At 64.4% G+C, this 16,222-nt stretch carries 17 protein-coding genes; 8 read left to right on the top strand and 9 right to left on the bottom strand.

The features are described from left to right. Positions 1 to 1,164, bottom strand: coding sequence for a ubiquinol oxidase subunit II (gene cyoA / locus ACVIIW_RS07250; protein ID WP_456700117.1), 1,164 nt, complete (start codon positions 1,162 to 1,164; stop codon positions 1 to 3). 183 nt (positions 1,165 to 1,347) lie between these two features. Here cyoA and ACVIIW_RS07245 point away from each other — a divergent pair, with 183 nt between their 5' ends. Both ACVIIW_RS07245 and ACVIIW_RS07240 read left to right on the top strand, forming a co-directional pair. After that, positions 1,348 to 2,685 carry an MFS transporter gene (locus ACVIIW_RS07245; RefSeq protein WP_456700116.1) on the top strand — a complete coding sequence of 446 codons (1,338 nt, stop codon included), beginning with the start codon at positions 1,348 to 1,350 and terminating at the stop codon, positions 2,683 to 2,685. Positions 2,686 to 2,743: 58 nt separating this feature from the next. Further along, positions 2,744 to 3,145 carry a c-type cytochrome gene (locus ACVIIW_RS07240; RefSeq protein ID WP_456700115.1) on the top strand — a complete coding sequence of 134 codons (402 nt, stop codon included), beginning with the start codon at positions 2,744 to 2,746 and terminating at the stop codon, positions 3,143 to 3,145. Positions 3,146 to 3,156: 11 nt separating this feature from the next. Here ACVIIW_RS07240 and ACVIIW_RS07235 read toward each other — a convergent pair whose 3' ends face one another. Continuing rightward, on the bottom strand, positions 3,157 to 4,647 hold the full coding sequence (locus ACVIIW_RS07235) for a M48 family metalloprotease (RefSeq protein WP_456705103.1): 1,491 nt from the start codon (positions 4,645 to 4,647) through the stop codon (positions 3,157 to 3,159). A gap of 36 nt (positions 4,648 to 4,683) precedes the next feature. Further along, positions 4,684 to 5,535 carry a thermonuclease family protein gene (locus tag ACVIIW_RS07230; protein ID WP_456705102.1) on the bottom strand — a complete coding sequence of 284 codons (852 nt, stop codon included), beginning with the start codon at positions 5,533 to 5,535 and terminating at the stop codon, positions 4,684 to 4,686. Positions 5,536 to 5,780: 245 nt separating this feature from the next. Here ACVIIW_RS07230 and ACVIIW_RS07225 point away from each other — a divergent pair, with 245 nt between their 5' ends. From ACVIIW_RS07225 to ACVIIW_RS07215, 3 genes are all read left to right on the top strand, one after another. Further along, entirely contained in the window at positions 5,781 to 6,989 is a 1,209-nt protein-coding gene (locus ACVIIW_RS07225; RefSeq protein ID WP_456700114.1) for an ABC transporter substrate-binding protein, read from the top strand. 138 nt (positions 6,990 to 7,127) lie between these two features. Beyond that, positions 7,128 to 7,916: an enoyl-CoA hydratase gene (locus ACVIIW_RS07220; RefSeq protein ID WP_456700113.1), complete on the top strand. Its 789-nt coding sequence runs from the start codon at positions 7,128 to 7,130 to the stop codon at positions 7,914 to 7,916. A gap of 2 nt (positions 7,917 to 7,918) precedes the next feature. Then, complete coding sequence (locus ACVIIW_RS07215; protein ID WP_456705101.1) at positions 7,919 to 8,668, top strand: hypothetical protein; 750 nt, start codon at positions 7,919 to 7,921, stop codon at positions 8,666 to 8,668. Positions 8,669 to 8,867: 199 nt separating this feature from the next. On the opposite strand, the gene ACVIIW_RS07210 is transcribed toward ACVIIW_RS07215, so the two are convergent. Genes ACVIIW_RS07210 through ACVIIW_RS07200 form a run of 3 tightly spaced genes read right to left on the bottom strand, consistent with a single transcriptional unit; the run spans position 8,868 to position 11,943 of the window. Beyond that, entirely contained in the window at positions 8,868 to 9,686 is an 819-nt protein-coding gene (locus ACVIIW_RS07210) for an enoyl-CoA hydratase/isomerase family protein (RefSeq protein WP_456700112.1), read from the bottom strand. Positions 9,687 to 9,701: 15 nt separating this feature from the next. Further along, positions 9,702 to 10,862, bottom strand: a complete 1,161-nt coding sequence (locus ACVIIW_RS07205; protein ID WP_456700111.1) for an acyl-CoA dehydrogenase family protein — start codon at positions 10,860 to 10,862, stop codon at positions 9,702 to 9,704. 16 nt (positions 10,863 to 10,878) lie between these two features. Further along, on the bottom strand, positions 10,879 to 11,943 hold the full coding sequence (locus ACVIIW_RS07200) for an acyl-CoA dehydrogenase family protein (protein WP_456705100.1): 1,065 nt from the start codon (positions 11,941 to 11,943) through the stop codon (positions 10,879 to 10,881). A gap of 246 nt (positions 11,944 to 12,189) precedes the next feature. Between ACVIIW_RS07200 and ACVIIW_RS07195 the strand changes: the two genes are divergently transcribed. Next, on the top strand, positions 12,190 to 12,975 hold the full coding sequence (locus ACVIIW_RS07195; RefSeq protein ID WP_456700110.1) for an SDR family NAD(P)-dependent oxidoreductase: 786 nt from the start codon (positions 12,190 to 12,192) through the stop codon (positions 12,973 to 12,975). A gap of 163 nt (positions 12,976 to 13,138) precedes the next feature. Here ACVIIW_RS07195 and ACVIIW_RS07190 read toward each other — a convergent pair whose 3' ends face one another. Together ACVIIW_RS07190 and ACVIIW_RS07185 are read right to left on the bottom strand one after the other, a co-directional pair. Beyond that, on the bottom strand, positions 13,139 to 13,411 hold the full coding sequence (locus ACVIIW_RS07190) for a GlsB/YeaQ/YmgE family stress response membrane protein (RefSeq protein ID WP_200470495.1): 273 nt from the start codon (positions 13,409 to 13,411) through the stop codon (positions 13,139 to 13,141). A gap of 28 nt (positions 13,412 to 13,439) precedes the next feature. Further along, positions 13,440 to 14,021, bottom strand: coding sequence for a YidB family protein (locus ACVIIW_RS07185; protein ID WP_456700109.1), 582 nt, complete (start codon positions 14,019 to 14,021; stop codon positions 13,440 to 13,442). 179 nt (positions 14,022 to 14,200) lie between these two features. Here ACVIIW_RS07185 and ACVIIW_RS07180 point away from each other — a divergent pair, with 179 nt between their 5' ends. Both ACVIIW_RS07180 and ACVIIW_RS07175 read left to right on the top strand, forming a co-directional pair. Continuing rightward, a complete protein-coding gene (locus ACVIIW_RS07180) occupies positions 14,201 to 15,208 on the top strand; it encodes a 2-dehydropantoate 2-reductase (RefSeq protein ID WP_456700108.1) in 1,008 nt (335 codons plus the stop codon). A gap of 12 nt (positions 15,209 to 15,220) precedes the next feature. After that, entirely contained in the window at positions 15,221 to 15,436 is a 216-nt protein-coding gene (locus ACVIIW_RS07175; RefSeq protein WP_456700107.1) for a hypothetical protein, read from the top strand. Positions 15,437 to 15,509: 73 nt separating this feature from the next. Here the strand turns inward: ACVIIW_RS07175 and ACVIIW_RS07170 are convergent, their stop codons facing one another. Beyond that, positions 15,510 to 16,145 (bottom strand): hypothetical protein, encoded by a 636-nt coding sequence (locus ACVIIW_RS07170; RefSeq protein ID WP_456700106.1) that lies wholly within the window; start codon positions 16,143 to 16,145, stop codon positions 15,510 to 15,512. Positions 16,146 to 16,222 lie beyond the last annotated feature (77 nt).

Genomic DNA, 16,222 nt, shown 5'->3' with positions numbered 1-16,222 from the left:
TCAGGAATCGGACTTGGGACGCTGTCCGAGGAAGAGGGACGAGGACTTCAGCGGCGCGAAGGTCGGCCGCTTCAGCCCGGCGCCGACGAGCGGCGCGGTATCGAGGGGAGCTTTGATCGACGCGGCGGTCGCTGCGCCCTGCGGTGCATCCGGCGTGCAGGTGCCGGCAACGAAGCTCGGCTCGGGACCGAACGCGGTACCGCGGCGGGCGTACTTGTCGTAGGACAGCGGCAGGGTGTTGTTCAGGCCCTCGTGGCCGAGACCGCCCTTGGCGTCGATCGCCATCATCTCGCTCTGGCACATCTTGCCGGTCTCGACGCACATGTTGAGGATCAGGCGGTAGAGGTCGGTATCGACGCTGCCGTAGCGACGAACCGGCTCGTTCTCGCTCGGCTTTTCGAGCTGGAGATATTCGGTGCGGCCGAGCGAGCCGCCGGCGGATTTGGCCTGCGCGACCCAGGCGTCAAAGCCGTTGTCGTCCAGTCCCTGGAAGTTGAAGTGCATGCCGGAGAAGCCGGCACCGCTGTAGTTCGCCGAGAAACCCTTATAGGTGCCGGCGTGGTTCACCACCGCATGCAGCTTCGTCTCCATGCCCGGCATTGCGTAGATCTGGCCGGCGAGCGCGGGGATGTAGAACGAGTTCATCACCGAAGACGCGGTGATGCGGAAGTTGATCGGACGATCGACGGGCGCGGCCAGATCGTTGACGGTGGCTATGCCGTAGTCCGGATAGATAAAGAGCCACTTCCAGTCGAGCGCGACGACGTCGACCTCGAGCGGCGCCCTGGACTGGTCGATCGCGCGATCGGCACGGACGCGGCCGAGGGTGCGATAGGGGTCGAGCAGATGCGTGCCCATCCAGGTCAGCGCGCCCAGGCATACGATGATCAGCAGCGGGGCCGACCAGATCACCAGCTCGAGCTTGGTCGAATGGTCCCAATCCGGCTCGTAACGGGCAGAGCTATTGGACTGGCGGTAGCGCCAGGCAAACAGCACCGTCAGCGCCATCACGGGAACGACGATCAGGAGCATCAGGATGGTGGAGATGATGACGAGGTCGCGCTGCTGCGCCGCGATATCGCCGGCTGGCGCCAGCACGACATAGTTGCAGCCGCTGAGCGCAACCGCCAGGGGTAGCAGCGCCAGGATCTTGAGACGGGACACGGGCCGAGCCTTATGAGAATGAGTTTCCTTTGCGGGGCCAAGGGGTAGCTGCGGCGCAGCAATCCGGACATTGGACAATTTGTCCAATGTTGCAGTGCGGCATATTGGGTCAAACAAGGCTGGATTGCCTGGCGTCCCGCCGGGGCGGTCGGCATTGGATTTCAGGACGTTAAGGGCGCACGCATGGCGACGGCACAGACCCCCGCAATGGCAGACCTCCACTCGGGCGAGCACGGCCACGACCTGGCGAGTCCCGGCGAGATCGCCATCGGCGTCATCATCGGCCGCACCTCGGAATTCTTCGACTTCTTCGTCTACGCGATCGCTTCGGTGATCGTGTTCCCCCGCCTGGTGTTCCCGTTCACCAGCGAACTGACCGGCACGCTCTATTCCTTCATGATTTTCGCGCTGGCCTTCATCGCCCGGCCGCTCGGGACCGTCATTTTCATGACGGTCGACCGCGAATACGGCAAGACGGCCAAGCTGGTCTCGGCGCTGTTCCTGCTCGGCACCGCCACCGTGGCGCTGGCGTTCCTGCCCGGCTATTCCGAGATCGGCGTTGCCGCGATCTGGCTGCTGGCGCTGGCGCGTATCGCGCAGGGTCTCGCCTGGGGCGGCGCCTGGGACGGCATGGCTTCGCTACTGGCGCTGAACGCACCGGCCTCCAGGCGCGGCTGGTACGCGATGGTGCCGCAGCTCGGCGCGCCGCTCGGGCTGATCGTGGCGAGCGCGCTGTTTGCCTATTTCGCCGGAAATCTCTCGGCCGACGACTTCTTCGATTGGGGCTGGCGCTACCCGTTCTTCGTCGCCTTCGCCATCAACGTCGTGGCACTGTTCGCGCGCCTGCGCATGGTGACCACAGAGGAATATGCCTCGCTGTTCGAGACCCGCGAATTGCAGCCTTCGCGCATCTCGGACACGGTTGCCCGCGAAGGCCACAATATCATGCTGGGCGCGTTCGCGCCGTTGGCAAGTTTCGCGCTGTTCCACATGGTGACGGTGTTCCCGCTGTCCTGGGTGTTCCTGTTCACCCGCGAAAGCCCGGTGCGCTTCCTGATCATCGAGATCGTCGCCGCCGTGTTCGGCGTCGTCGCGATCGTGCTCTCCGGCGTCATCGCCGACCGCGTAGGCCGCAAATCGCTGCTGATGGGATCGGCGATCGCGATCGCGATCTACAGCGGTTTCGCCCCGCAGCTGCTCGATGCCGGCGCGTTCGGCGAGACCATCTACATGGTGATCGGCTTCATCCTGCTCGGCCTCTCCTTCGGCCAGTCCTCGGGCGCGATCGCCTCGAACTTCAAGCAGGCCTATCGCTATACGGCTTCGGCGCTGACCTCCGATATGGCCTGGCTGTTCGGCGCCGGCTTTGCCCCGCTGGTCGCGCTGCTGCTTGCCACCAATCTCGGCGTCATCGCCTCGGGTGCCTATCTGCTCTCGGGCGCGTTCTGGACCCTGCTTGCCCTCTGGCTCAGCGGCCAGCGCGAGGCCGGCGATATGGACGCGGGTCGATCGTCGAACTGACGGGAATAAATTTCGGCCCGGCCGATCCTGTTTCGCGGAACCGCAAACAGGAGATCACATGAACCTCTGGCCGAATTCCGTCGCTCAGCGTAGCACTTCAGGCCTGGCTCTCGTCTTTGTCGCTGTCGTGCTTCTGGGCGCAGCTGCACCTGCGGGCGCGACCGGCAACGTTGCGCGCGGCCAGACGCTCTACAAGGGCTGCGCAGATTGTCACTCGATCGACGAGAACGGCGTCGGCCCGATGCACAAGGGTGTTGTCGGCCGCAAGGCGGGCAGCGTCGCCGGTTACGACTACTCGCCTGAGCTGAAGAACTCGGGCATCGTCTGGACCGAGGAAAATCTCGACAGATGGCTGAGCGGACCGCAGGCCATGGTGCCTGAGACCAAGATGTTCTTCGACGTGCCCGACGCGCAGGATCGCGCCGACATCATCGCATTTTTGAAAGAAAAGGCGCGGTAGCGACCGCGACCTCAATCAGTCACGATCTTGACGCGGTCGCGCACCTTCACCTGTGCATTGCGATCGAGGCCATTCAGCACGCGAAAGCGCTCGGCCGGATGATCGACACCGGCCATGCGGTGGGATAGCGATTCGACGGTGTCGCCGGGCTGCACGGTGATGACCTTGATGCGCAGCGGGCGCGCCGCCTGGATCTCCTCGAGCGTCAGCCGGCGGAAGGAATTGACGGTCTCACGCGCATTGCGCTCGCTCTCGGTCGACTTCTGCCGTGTCGCGAAGATGAAGCGGTAGACGTCGCTGCCGAAGCGCAGCGCATAGACCTTGAACTGCCACTGATCGCCCTTGGCAGAGGCAGATGCGGCTGGAAAGCCGTTGATCGTGATGTCCTCGGTGGACGCCTTCTCGACGCCCTCCATCCAGCCGGAATTGAGGTAATCGCCGAGGGACTGCTCGGCCGGCACGCGCACGACGTCGAAGCGCATCGCCTGCGAGCCGCCCTCGCGCACGCCGATCACCGCCTGCGCGGTATTGTCGAGCGTGAAGTTGTCAGGCGCCTGGAACGTGAAGCCGAGCTTTGGATGCAGGAATCTGCGGCCGCGGACGAAGCCTTCGCTGGGGTCCTCGCCATAGACGAGGTTGTCGATTGCGGAAAGATAGCTCTCGCGGTCGCGCTCGCCGCCTTCCGGGGCGACGTATTGCCGTGCGATCGCCTGCGCGTTTTGCACCCGCTCGGGCGTGGCCGGATGCGACGAGGTGAAATCCTGCGCGCGCGGATCGAGCGAGCTCTTGCCGGCCTTCAGCTCGGCATTGCGCTCCATCGCAGAGAGGAAGCGGGCGGCACCATAGGGGTCGAAATGTGCCTTGGCAGAGATGCCGACGCCGATGCCATCGGCCTCGAACTCCTGGTTGCGCGAAAAGCTCGCCATGGTCAGCTTGGTCTTGGCGAGTGCGAGCGCCGTGAGATCGGGATCGTTGCTCATGTCGGTGACGACACGGGTGACGATGGCAGCCTGGCGCGCCTGGTCCTCGCGCATCGCGGCGTGCTTGGACAGCACATGCGCCATTTCGTGGCTGAGCACCGAGGACAACTCAGACGTATCGCTCGCAAGCGCAAGCAGGCCGCGCGTGACATAGAGCTGGCCGTTCGGCAGCGCGAAGGCGTTCACCGCGCCGGAATTGAGGATGGTGACCTTGTAGCCCTGGTCCGGGCGATCGGAGGCGGCGACGAGCCGGTCGACGGTCTTGCTAACGAGCGATTCGAGCCTGGGATCGTCATAGGCGCCGCCGTAGCTCGCCAGAATGCGCTCGTGCTCCTTTTCGGTGGCGGGGGTTTGCGCGACCGCCGGCTTCGGCTTGGGCAGCGCGACGGTCGGCGGGGCCGCCGCAGTTTGGAATCGGCCCATATCGCCGCAGCCGGCGAGGGCCGTGCCTAGCACGAGGCAAAGCGCGGCCGGCGCAGCCCGCAGGCGGCGGCCATCACTCAGTCCGTGCCGTTCTAGCACCCCATTCACGTCGATTAACCCGTGCCTGGCCTGATTTTAAGGCCTTACCCCTGTCGGCTCGTTTGCGCCCAGCAACTCGACCTGTCCCGCCCGGAGCACATCGATACGCGGCCCCGTCGTCCCCTCAACCCAGCCCCGGACACGAATGCGTCTATTTTCCAATGACTTGACAGTTGTTCCGGCACTTTCAAGCGTCGGCAGCGTCCGCTTTGAGATAGTCACCGCGAAGCCGCGTGTCCAGTTCTGTCCGAAGTTGAGGTAGGTCATTGCCCCAGCTTGCCGGACCGACAGGACTTTGCCCTCGACCACCCTGAAGCGCCCGATCCCGGCCAAAATATCGTCCGGACTTTCCGCGTTTTTTATGGCCGATGGGTCAGCCCAATTGCCCTTTTTTTGACGCCGCGCCTCGGCCTCGGCCGACATCAGGGCGGTTGCGCAATCCTTGTCGGCGATCTCAGCGGAGACGAGGGCATCGCCGTTGGTGAGCAGCATGGTCTGCACGGAGGTGTCGCTCTCGCCGATGAACACCAGCGCGCCCTGGCGGCCGTAGCGGTCGGGCGTGTCGTCAGTGCCGCGCAGGACGACGTCGCGGCCGACGAGCAGCGACGTCAGGGCTTGCCTCGTCGTTGCTGTCGCCTCGATGCCGGCGAGACGGACTTCACGGCCATCGTCGAGACGTACACTGCGCGCGTCGACGATCGCCGCGACACGGCCTTCGCCCTGTGCTTCGAATTGGCACGGCGCCGCGTACGCGGCGCTGTCACCGACGAGAAAAAGCGCGACGATGAGCTGAAGCCCTTGCGTCATATGACCCGGGGAGGTTGCATTCCCCTCTGGCTTTACCCCAAGTGCAGCGGTTCGCGAAGACGCTTCCTCACACTCCGTCATTGCGAACGCAGTGAAGGGTCCAGTTTTTCCCGCGGAGGGACTCTGGATGCTTCGCTGCGCTCGCAAATGACGATGCGGAAACATCTTGCGTCTTCCGACCATTCCGCTTTGCGGAAAACACTAGAGCATCCGCCGATGCGCATTGCGCTTCTGCTTGCCGCTGTCTTGCGCATCCGGCATGATCGAGGGAATAGCAATAATCAAGCCGCCGTTCAGAGCCAGGCGACCAAGGGAGAATGTTTTCCATGAAACATAGTTTGTCGGGCATTTTTGCCGCCGCGATTGCCTTGGGTGCAAGCGCCGCCGCGCAGGCCCAGGAGAAGCCTCCCTTGAAGATCGGCGGCATCCTCGACATGTCGAGCCTCTATGCCGACATCACGGGCCCCGGCAGCGAGACCGCGGCCAAGATGGCGGTGGAAGATTTCGGTGGTGAGGTGCTCGGACGCAAGATCGAGGTGCTGGCCGCCGATCATCAGAACAAGGCTGATCTCGCCGCCAACATCGCCCGCGATATGCTCGACAACCAGGGTGTCGAGATGATCTATGACGTCGCCGCTTCCGCGACCGCGCTTGCCGCCGGCGAAATCGCGAAAGCACGGGGCAAGATCATCATCTTCAACGGACCCGGATCGATCCGTCTCAGCAACGAGGCCTGCGGCCCCTATACCATCCACTACGTGTTCGACACCTACGGTCAGGCCAATGTGACCGGCCTTGCGGCCGTGAAGTCGGGTCTCGACACCTGGTTCTTCCTCACCGCCGACTATGCCTTCGGCCAGGATTTGGAAAAGGACACCAGCGCCGTCGTCATCAAGACCGGCGGCAAGGTGCTCGGCAGCGTGCGTCATCCACTTAACACGTCCGATTTTTCGTCGTTCCTGCTTCAGGCGCAGGCCTCAAAGGCCAAGGTGATCGGACTGGCAAATGCCGGCGGCGACACCGTCAACGCCATCAAGCAGGCGGCCGAGTTCGGCATCACCAAGGGCGGCCAGAAGGTCTCGCCGCTGCTGGCCTTCGTCACCGACATCGACTCGATCGGACTGGAGACGGCGCAGGGCCTGCTGCTGGCCGAAGCCTTCTACTGGGACATGAACGACGAGACGCGCGCTTTCTCGAAGCTCTTTCAGGAGCGCGTCAAGCGGCCGCCGACATCGGCACAGGCCGGCGTCTATTCCTCCGTCACGCACTATCTGAAGGCGGTGAAGGCGGCCGGCACGACCGATGCTGCCGCGGTGATGAAGGTGATGAAGGAAACGCCGATCAACGATTTCTTCGCACACAACGGCAAGATCCGCGAAGACGGCCGCATGATCCACGACATGTACCTGTTCGAGGTCAAGAAGCCGTCGGAGTCCCGGAGGCGCTGGGATGATTACAAGCTGCTCGCCACCGTGCCCGGCGGCGAGGCGTTCCAGTCGCTCGAGCAGTCGCGCTGCCCGCTGGTAAAGAAGTAGGCGTCGTCATTGCCGGCGAAGTGAGGCAATCCAGAGATGTTTCCAAGCAGACAGCCTGGATTGCTTCGTGCAAGGGCTCCTCGCAATGATGAGTGTGGCGATAGACAGAGCAAAACGAAACAACCAGGGAGACCTCCCATGAACGACATGGTCCTGCAAAAGCTCGAAGGCGGGCTGCTCACCATCACCATGAACCGGCCCGAGCGAAAGAACGCGCTGAACCCTGAGATGGTCGCAGGCCTGGTCGAGGCGGCGCGACGTGCGGCTGACGATCCGGACGTGCGGGCCGTGCTGTTCAAGGGAGCCGGCGGTTCTTTCTGCGTCGGCGGCGACGTCAAGTCGATGGCGGCCGGCCGCGCGCCGCTGCCGTTCGAGCAGAAGCTTGCAAACTTGCGCCGTGGCATGGAGGTGTCGCGCATCCTGCATCAGATGCCGAAGCCCGTGGTCGCGCAGCTCGACGGCGCCGCAGCCGGTGCCGGCCTGTCGATGGCGTTGTCGTGCGATCTGCGCGTCGCCTCGGAATCCTGCAAGATCACGACGGCTTTCGCCAAGGTCGGCTTCTCCGGCGATTACGGCGGCACCTATTTCCTGACCCAGCTGCTCGGCAGCGCGCGGGCGCGCGAGCTCTATCTGACGTCTCCCGTGCTGACCGCGAGGGAAGCACATGCGATCGGCATGGTGACCAGGGTCGTCCCCGACGCCGCGATCGACGCCGCCGCGCACGAGCTCGCAATGTCGCTGGCGCAAGGGCCCTCGATCGCGCTTGGCTTCATCAAGCGCAACATCAACAATGCCGAGCATTTGCCGCTGGAAGACTGCTTCGACGGCGAAGCGATCCATCACACCCGCTGCAGCGATACCGAGGATCACAAGGAAGCCGCCAAAGCCTTCGTCGAGAAGCGCAAGCCGGCCTTCAGGGGCGCATGACGATGGCCCCCTATATGCGGCTGCGACAGATCTGCCTGGTCGCGCCGCAGCTCGCGCCCGTCGTCTCCGACATCGCCGGGATCATGGGCCTTTCCGTCTGCTACCGCGACGGCAATGTCGCCAAATATGGCCTGGAGAACGCACTGCTCCCGGTCGACACGATCATGCTGGAAGTCGTCGCGCCGTTCAAGGATGGCACCACGGCGGGCCGCTTCATCGAGAAGACCGGCGGTCGTGGCGGCTATATGGCGATCTTCTGCTGCAACGATCCGGACGAGCGCGGCCGCCATGCGAACGCCATGGGCGTGCGCACCGCCAACGTGATCCACCACGCGCCCTATCACGGCGTCCAGCTCCACCCGCGCGACTGCCGCGCTGCCTTCATCGAGTTCAACCACACCGAAGGCAGCGACGATATTCTGGGCGCATATCCGCCGGCCGGACCGGACTGGCAAAGCTTCATCCGCAAGGATGTGACGCAGGCGCTGACAGCGGTCGAGATGCAGAGCCCGGATCCGCAGGGGCTGGCGGGGCACTGGGGCAAGATCATCGGGATTACCGCGAACGGCGATGCCGAACTGAAGCTGCCCAACGCAACCTTCCGTTTCGTGAAGGGTGCGAGCGAGATCATGAGCGCGCTGGAGTTTCGGGTAGCCGATGCAGCGAGTGTGTTGCATGCTGCGCGCGAGAAGGGGCTCGCAGTTGCGGGCAATGAATTCCTGCTCGGCGGAGTGACGTTTCGCGTCGGTTAATTCCTCGTAGTGATCCGTCACGCCCGCGCAATGGCGAAGCCATTGTCGCTGGAGGTGCTCGCCTCTTCGGCGAGCCTCGAAGGGCGACGGCCACCAGCCGGGCCGTTCATGCTCCGAGGCTCCTTGCACGGTGCTAAGCACCGTGCAACTCGCTCCTCAGGATGACGGGGTAGAGGGCCGTTTAGAGAAGGAGAGGGCGCTACCTTCCCTTGAAATTCGCGACGCGGCGTTCTTCCGTCGCCCGCACACCTTCCTTGAAGTCTTCCGTCGCACGCAATCTCGTCTGTTCTGCGAGCTCGTGGTTGGTCGCGGCCATGACGCGATCGGCAAGGCCCGCGCGCATCGTGGCGCGGGTGGAAAGCAGGCCGAGCGGGGAGCATTCGGCGATCTCGCCGGCGAGCTTCATCGCGGCCGATTTCACCTGGTCCTGCGGCACCAGCGCGTTGGCGAGGCCCCATTTATACGCCTCTTCGCCGGTGACGCGGCGGCTGGTGTAGAACATCAGCTCGGCGTTGTTCTTGCCGATCAGCTCGGGCAGCGTCGTCGTCAGGCCGAAGCCGGGATGGAAGCCGAGCTTTGTGAAGTTCGCGGAGAAGCGGGCTTCGGGGCAGGTGACGCGGAAATCCGCCGACACTGCGAGGCCCAGGCCGCCGCCGATGGCCGCTCCTTGCACCGCTGCAACGATCGGTTTCTTGGCGCGGAAGATGCGCACGGCCTGGATGTAGAGATGGTTGATCGGGCCGAGATTGTCGGCCGGGTCGCCCTTTGCTTTCCTCTCGGCTTCTTGCGCTTCCTGCGCCTGCCGCGCGGGATCGCCGAAATTGGCGCCGGCGCAGAACGCCTTGCCTTGCGCGGACAACACCGAGGCGCGGATCTCGATGTCACGGTCGAACTCGTCGAGCGCGTCGGCGATCTGGTTGATCAGCGAGATGTCGAAGAAGTTGAGCGGCGGTCTGCGGATCTCGATGGTGCCGACGTGCCCAACTTTCTCGACGCCGATATCCTTGTAGGTGGTCATGATGTCCTCGAAGGTTTAGCGGAGCCCAAGTCCGCGGGCGATGATGCCGCGCAACACCTCGGTGGTGCCGCCCTGGATGGTGAGTTTCGGCGCGGTCTTGATGGCGAAGTCGAGCTGCCGTTCCAGCGTCTCGCGGTTGGTCGCGGTCTCCTCGACGAAGGCGGCGAGATCGCGCACGCGGTGCGGAAGCTGCTGCTCCCAGACCGTGCCGATGTCCTTGACGATGGAGGCTTCCACCACCGGCTCCTTGCCGGCCTGCAGCATGCCGGCCACCGAGACCGACATGCGCCGCATGGTGTGGAGCTGCGCCACGAGACGGCCGATGCCTTCGGCGCTGCGCGTGTCCGGATCAGGACCGACCGCACGGACCAGCTCGGTCAGCACGTAATAGGTTTCGAGGAAGCGCTCGGGGCCGGAACGTTCATAGGCGAGCTCCGACGTCGCCTGCTTCCAGGCACCATCGACCTCGCCGAGCACGTGATCGTCGGGCACGAAGAAGTCGGTGAAGACCACCTCGTTGAACTCGTACTGGCCGGTGATCTGGCCGATCGGGTTTACCTTGATGCCCGGCTGCTTCATCTTGACCAGAAATTGCGTCAGGCCGTGACGGCGGTTTTCCTTGGTCGGCGGCGAGGTCCGGAAGATCGCGATCATGTAGTCGGCGATATGCGCCGAGGAGGTCCAGATCTTGGTGCCGTTGATGAGATAACCGCCGTCGGTCTTGGTCGCGCGCGTCTTCGCGGCGAACAGGTCGGAGCCGGAGTTCGGTTCGCTCATGCCGATGGCAAAGCAGATTTCGCCGCGGCAGATGCGCGGCAGGATATCCATCTTGATGTGTTCGGGCGCGTATTTCAGCAGCACCGGACCGCTCTGGCGGTCGGCGACGAAGAACCGCCGCGTCGGCGCGTTGGCGACGCGCATCTCTTCCGTCACCACGTAACGCTCGAGGAAAGAGCGCTCCTGGCCGCCATATTTCTTCGGCCAGGTCATGCCGAGCCAGCCCTTGGCGCCCACCTTACGGGAAAATTCCGGGGCGTCGGTGTCTTCGCGGTTGGGCTTGTGCGGATCGAAGGTGCCGGCGGCGATCTCTTCGGCGAGGAACGCACGCACTTCCTTGCGTAGTCGTTCGCAGTTCTCGGGCAGGCGGATCGGGTCGAAACGAAGGGCAGCGGTCATGTGTTTCGTCTCCCTGTCAGCGTGAAGCCACGAGCGGCCACAATTCATCGGCGCCTCTGGAGGCGACCAGCCTGCCGAGCTCGACCGCCCAGTAGCTCTCCGAGCCAAAATCGTCGCGCCACGCCAGCGCCCGCAGCGAGTAGCGGTGCAGGATATGCTCGATGGTGAAGCCGATCGCGCCATGAACCTGGTGTGCGATGGCACCGCCTTTTTCGGCTGCTTCCGCGCAGCGGATCTTTGCCGAGGCGGCTTCGAGATAAACTTCGTCGTCGAACGTCTTCGCGTTGGCGATGGCGTCGGCCGCCGATGTCGCGGCCGCAAGTGCTGCGGCAGACTCGCCCGCCAGGCGTGCGAGATTGTGCTGCACGGCCTGGAATTTCGAGATCTTCTTCTCGAAGGCGACGCGCTCGTTGGAATAGCGCACCGAGATGTCGAGCATCGATTCCAGGGCGCCGGCAATCTGGAGGCTGCGTGCGACGCCGCCCATCAGCATCAGCGTTGTCTGGTCAACGCCATCGGGCGCCGCCTTGATGGCGACGGGCTGGACCTTGTCGAGCGTGACGGTGTCGCTGTGATCGTAGCCGACGTTGAGCCCGGATGCGATCCGCCCCTTGCTTGCATCGACCAGCGCGATCGAGACGCCATCCGGCCCATGCGCGAGGACTGCAAAATGCCTGGCCGCTTTGGCAAAGGGGACGCCGCGGCAACGGCCGGAGAGCGCGCCGTCGGCATCAACAGTGATGCGATCCTTGGGCGAGGCCGGCAGCACGGTCATCTCGCCTTCGGGCGAGGTCATCTTCGCTTGCGCCAGCAGCCAGCCCGCCAGCATGGTCTCAGCCAAGGGAATCGCGACGGCGAAACGGCCGGCGGCGTTCAGCAAGGCAAAACCGTCCGCCAAGCTTGCGCCGGAGCCGCCGAGCTCGTCGGGCACCCAGGAGAGCGGCAAGCCGGCTTCGCTCAGGGCCTGCCAGAGCGGCGCCTGCCACGAATTCGTCTTGTCGTTGTTGATGGTTTGCGGATCGGCAAGATCGGCGAAGATCTTCTCCGCGGTCTCGACGACGATATTGTCACTCTCCGCCACAGCGTTCCCCGTTTTTGCCATTGGCGCGTCCTGCCCAATCGGGCCGACGCGCAGGTTCTTCTTGCGCCCGATGATCCGAAAAAGCCATGGCTCTGACAAGCGTTGATCGCAGGCCCATCTGCGGCACCGGCATGGAGGTGTGAGCGGTCTGGGCTAATTCCGCTTAGCGGAGTTTGCTGCGATTTGCAGCGCGCGGCAAACTCGCTAAACAGGGCACCACATTCAATCACGGGGAAGGACATCCGGATGGCCAAGGACAGTTTGTGCGCAATCGTGACGGGCTCCGCATCCGGCCTCGGTGCTGCGACTGCGCAAATTCTTGCCGCAAGCGGGGCGCGGCTCGTCATCAACTATTCGTCGAGCAAGACCGAAGCCGAAGCCACGGCAGAGCTCTGCCGCAAGGCCGGCGCCGCCGAAGTTCTGGTCGCGCAGGGCGACGTCTCGAAGGATGACGATTGCCGTAGAATCGTTGCGGCCGCCAGCGGCTGGGGCAAGCTCGACATCCTCGTCAACAATGCCGGCACCACCAAGCACGTTGCTCATGCCGATCTCGACGGATTGTCGGCGGAAGATTTCCAGCGTCTCTACGGCGTCAACACCATCGGCCCGTTCCAGATGGTGCGCGCGGCGCGCAACCTGCTCGAGGCGGCGTCGAAGGCGTCCGGGCGACCGTCGGCGGTGGTGAACGTCTCTTCGGTCGCCGGCATCAGCGGCGTCGGATCGTCGATCGCCTATGCCGCGAGCAAGGGCGCGCTCAACACCATGACACTGTCGCTGTCACGCGCACTCGCGCCGCTGGTCCGCGTCAACACCGTGTGTCCCGGTTATATCGACACGCCCTGGTTCACGAAGGGCCGCGGCGAGGCCGGCGCCAAGCAGGTGCGCGACAGTGTGGTGGCGAAGGTGCCGCTGAAGGTTGCCTCTTCAGCCGAGGACATCGCACAGCTCGTCTGCTTCCTGGCGATGCCGGCCTCCAGCAACATGACCGGCGAGGTCGTGCGCATGGATGCGGGGATGCATCTGATTACGTGAACCCGTCATTGCGAGCGAAGCCCAGCAATCCAGAAATCTGTCCCTAGAGACAGTCTGGATTGCTTCGTCGCATCAGCGCAAAATTGCTTCGCAATTTTGTCGCGGGCTCCTCGCAATGACGGAGCCTGAGGCGGCAACGTGCCTCTATCTCACGGCCTTCGGGCTACCCCTTGATCACGCCGCTCGCGACCAGCCGGTGCCAGATGAACAGCACCACCACCGCGCCGATCGTGGCCATGATGAATCCCGCGCCCTGATCAGGACCGTAATGGCCGATGGCCTGACCGACGAAGGTCGCCAGGAACGCACCGACGATTCCGAGGATGGTGGTGAGGATGAAGCCGCTGGGGTTGTTCGGCCCCGGCGCCAGGAAACGCGCGATCAGGCCGGCGACGAAGCCGACCACGATGATCCACAACAGGCCGCCCATGCTCATCTCAGTGCTCCCCTCGTTTTGACGAAAATCAGAGTCTGCCCGAGATCTCGTTCTCGGTCGGTAGCCGTCCATCCGGCGTCAAATGATCGACCACCTGCGGCAGGTATTGGCTGAGACCCGATAGCAGCTCGTCGCGCGACAGGCCGCTCTGCGCGGACAGACTCTGGATCTGATCGGCGCCGAGCGCATTGGCGAGATCGCCGGGGCTGATGGGCTTGTTCTCGCCCTTGCCAACCCAGCTGTTCGCGGTCTCGCCGTGGCCGCCCTGCTTGAGCTGGTTGAGGAGATCGCCGAGGCCTCCGCTCAGCACGGAGCCGGCCGCCCCGCCCGCGAGCAGGCCGCCGAGGCCGCCTTTGAGGACATCACCGATGCCGCCACCGCCAACACCACCGCCTGGGCCCGCATTCACGGGCGGCGGCACAGGCGCCGGCGCCGACTGCGGCGCGCCGCCCGGCTGGCCTGCCGTCAGATGCTTGAATGCCTTCCATGCGAGCAGGCCGAGGATCGCCATGGTCATCGGCGACATGCCGCCGGAAGAGCCTTGCGGGCTTGGGGTGCTCGGGCCGCGGGGTCCGTTCTGCATGCCGTTGAGGACGTCGAGTAGACCCATGATGTTCTCCTTTGGCGTTCTCGTCGGCGAGCTCTCGCCGGTGATAGGCCCCCATGCAAAAACATATGGGTGTCTCATGACGGTTACAAGGCAGATGCACTTTGGCCGCGATGGGCAGCCGGCCTCGCCTCCGGTCTAAGCCTCTGCTATCGAAAGCGCATCATTGTGGAGCAGGTCAGGTGGTGACGGATCGATCGATCGTGGTGGCCGGCGCGGGCGCCATCGGCTGTTTCGTCGGCGGCCAGCTGGCCGCCTCCGGCCGCCGCGTCGCGCTGCTGGTGCGGTCGCGGGTGAAGAGCGAGATCGAGCGGTTCGGTTTGCGGCTGACGGATTTCGACGGCTCCGAGAGGAAGCTCGGCCCCGGCCAGCTCGCGCTGTCGGAGGATCCGTCGATCCTCTGCGGCGCCGGCATCGTGCTGGTGACGGTGAAGAGCGCCGACACGGCCGATGTCGCCGATCAGATCGCGCAGCATGCGCCGCAGGATGCCGTCATCGTGTCGTTGCAGAACGGCGTCGGAAATGTCGCCGTGCTGAGGGAGCGTCTCGGCGGCCGGCGCGTGCTCGCCGGCATGGTGCCGTTCAATGTGGTCGCAATGGGCGAGGGGCGCTTCCATCGTTCCAGCTCCGGAGACATCCAGGTGGGTGAAGACGCGGACAACATTGCTGCCGCGCTGTCGGTGCCGGGTCTTGACCTGCGCGCGAGCCGCGACATCGCCGGCGTGCAATGGGGCAAGCTCATCATCAATCTGAACAACGCACTCAGCGCACTGTCCGACATGCCGCTTGCCGCCCAATTGGCGAACCGCGACTGGCGAAAACTGTTCGCCGACCAGATGGCGGAAGGCCTGGCTGCGCTGAGGGCCGCCGGCATCACGCCGGTGTCGTCGACGCCCATCCCGATGAACTGGACGCCGGCGATGCTCAGACTGCCCGACATGATCTTCAAAGCGATTCTGCGGCGGACCATGAAGATCGATCCGGAGGCGCGCTCCTCGATGTGGCAGGATCTGAAGCAGGGCCGCAAGACCGAAATCGACTATCTGCAGGGCGCGGTCATTGCGCTTGCCGAGCAGAACAATGTCGATGTGCCGCTGATGCGTCGCATTGCTGTGCTGGTCAAGGAGGCGGAGACGGCGGCTAAGGGCCCGCCCGGCCTTTCGCCTCAACAGATCCGTGGTGTGGTTTGAGTGGAGGAGCCGATGAAACGTTCTCTAGTGATCGGGCTCGGGCTGGCCGCGCTCTGCGGCGCCTCCCGCCTGGCGGAGGCCCGGCCGCCGACCGTCGTGAACTCGCCGGGCTACGACGCGCGCTTGCAGGAGAGCCGGAAGGCGCTGAGCAATTCACAGGCAACGACAGAACCGGTTGCGCCGGCGGTAACCCCACCGAAGCGTTCGAAGAAGAAGCAGACGCGCTGAGGGTCGGGCGCGAATCTCCATCCACTCGTCATTGCGGGCGCAGCGAAGCCGCAACGACGGATGTGGAGACAGCTTACCCCTTCTTGGCCGGCTTGCTCGGCGCCGGGCTGAACAGCTTCTTCAGGTCGCTGAGGCTTTCCGACAGCCGCGGCCATTCGCAGGAGAACGCGCCCTTGATGCAAGGGGCATTCTTCGGCCGCGCACCCAGCACCTTCGGGCGCTCCACCGGCACGGGCACGCGCTCGACCTCGGTTCGCAGCGCGACCTGCTGGAGCTGCTGCGCCTGCCGCTCGCGCTTCTGCTCCTGCTGCTCCTGCCGCTCGCGCTGTTGCCGCGCCAGGGCCTCGGCGGCTTCATTGCTGCGGCGCTGATCGGCAAGATAGGCGGTGTAGGATTCGTCGATCTTCTTCTGCTCCTCCGGCGTCGGGTTGGGACCTGCGATGTCGAAGGTGCGGTCCTGGAGGAAGTCGTAATAAGTGTAGCCGCCGCCAGCCTTGCGCCGGCCGGCGAATTTGGCATTGCAGTCCGCAAGGGCTGCCGTCTTTTCGGCCTTGGTCGCGGATTTTTCGGCGGCGTCGGCGCATTCCTCGAAGTCGATAGGGGCGCGCTTCCACCATTCGGCGTGGGCATGCGGCGTGGTCAGCAGAAAAATTCCTGCTGCGGCAACGAGAAGTGGCGCCGCACGACGCGATGCAAACACGGACAACATTCTGCGAGAGCCTGAGAAACTCAACCCCAACTGAGTCGTCGCCGATTTTTGCCCCTTTCTCGTCGGCTTGTCACCCA

This window comes from Bradyrhizobium sp. USDA 4449 (genome assembly GCF_054056275.1).
This window is presented reverse-complemented; position numbering and strand designations above follow the sequence as displayed.

Bases quoted from the DNA above. Each gene is read 5' to 3' on its own strand.
- ACVIIW_RS07245 (WP_456700116.1), top strand. From the start codon at position 1,348: ATGGCGACGGCACAGACCCCCGCAATGGCAGACCTCCACTCGGGCGAG.
- ACVIIW_RS07240 (WP_456700115.1), top strand. From the start codon at position 2,744: ATGAACCTCTGGCCGAATTCCGTCGCTCAGCGTAGCACTTCAGGCCTG.
- ACVIIW_RS07230 (WP_456705102.1), bottom strand. From the start codon at position 5,535: ATGACGGAGTGTGAGGAAGCGTCTTCGCGAACCGCTGCACTTGGGGTA.
- ACVIIW_RS07225 (WP_456700114.1), top strand. From the start codon at position 5,781: ATGAAACATAGTTTGTCGGGCATTTTTGCCGCCGCGATTGCCTTGGGT.
- ACVIIW_RS07220 (WP_456700113.1), top strand. From the start codon at position 7,128: ATGAACGACATGGTCCTGCAAAAGCTCGAAGGCGGGCTGCTCACCATC.
- ACVIIW_RS07215 (WP_456705101.1), top strand. From the start codon at position 7,919: ATGGCCCCCTATATGCGGCTGCGACAGATCTGCCTGGTCGCGCCGCAG.
- ACVIIW_RS07210 (WP_456700112.1), bottom strand. From the start codon at position 9,686: ATGACCACCTACAAGGATATCGGCGTCGAGAAAGTTGGGCACGTCGGC.
- ACVIIW_RS07205 (WP_456700111.1), bottom strand. From the start codon at position 10,862: ATGACCGCTGCCCTTCGTTTCGACCCGATCCGCCTGCCCGAGAACTGC.
- ACVIIW_RS07195 (WP_456700110.1), top strand. From the start codon at position 12,190: ATGGCCAAGGACAGTTTGTGCGCAATCGTGACGGGCTCCGCATCCGGC.
- ACVIIW_RS07190 (WP_200470495.1), bottom strand. From the start codon at position 13,411: ATGAGCATGGGCGGCCTGTTGTGGATCATCGTGGTCGGCTTCGTCGCC.
- ACVIIW_RS07185 (WP_456700109.1), bottom strand. From the start codon at position 14,021: ATGGGTCTACTCGACGTCCTCAACGGCATGCAGAACGGACCCCGCGGC.
- ACVIIW_RS07175 (WP_456700107.1), top strand. From the start codon at position 15,221: ATGAAACGTTCTCTAGTGATCGGGCTCGGGCTGGCCGCGCTCTGCGGC.
- ACVIIW_RS07170 (WP_456700106.1), bottom strand. From the start codon at position 16,145: ATGTTGTCCGTGTTTGCATCGCGTCGTGCGGCGCCACTTCTCGTTGCC.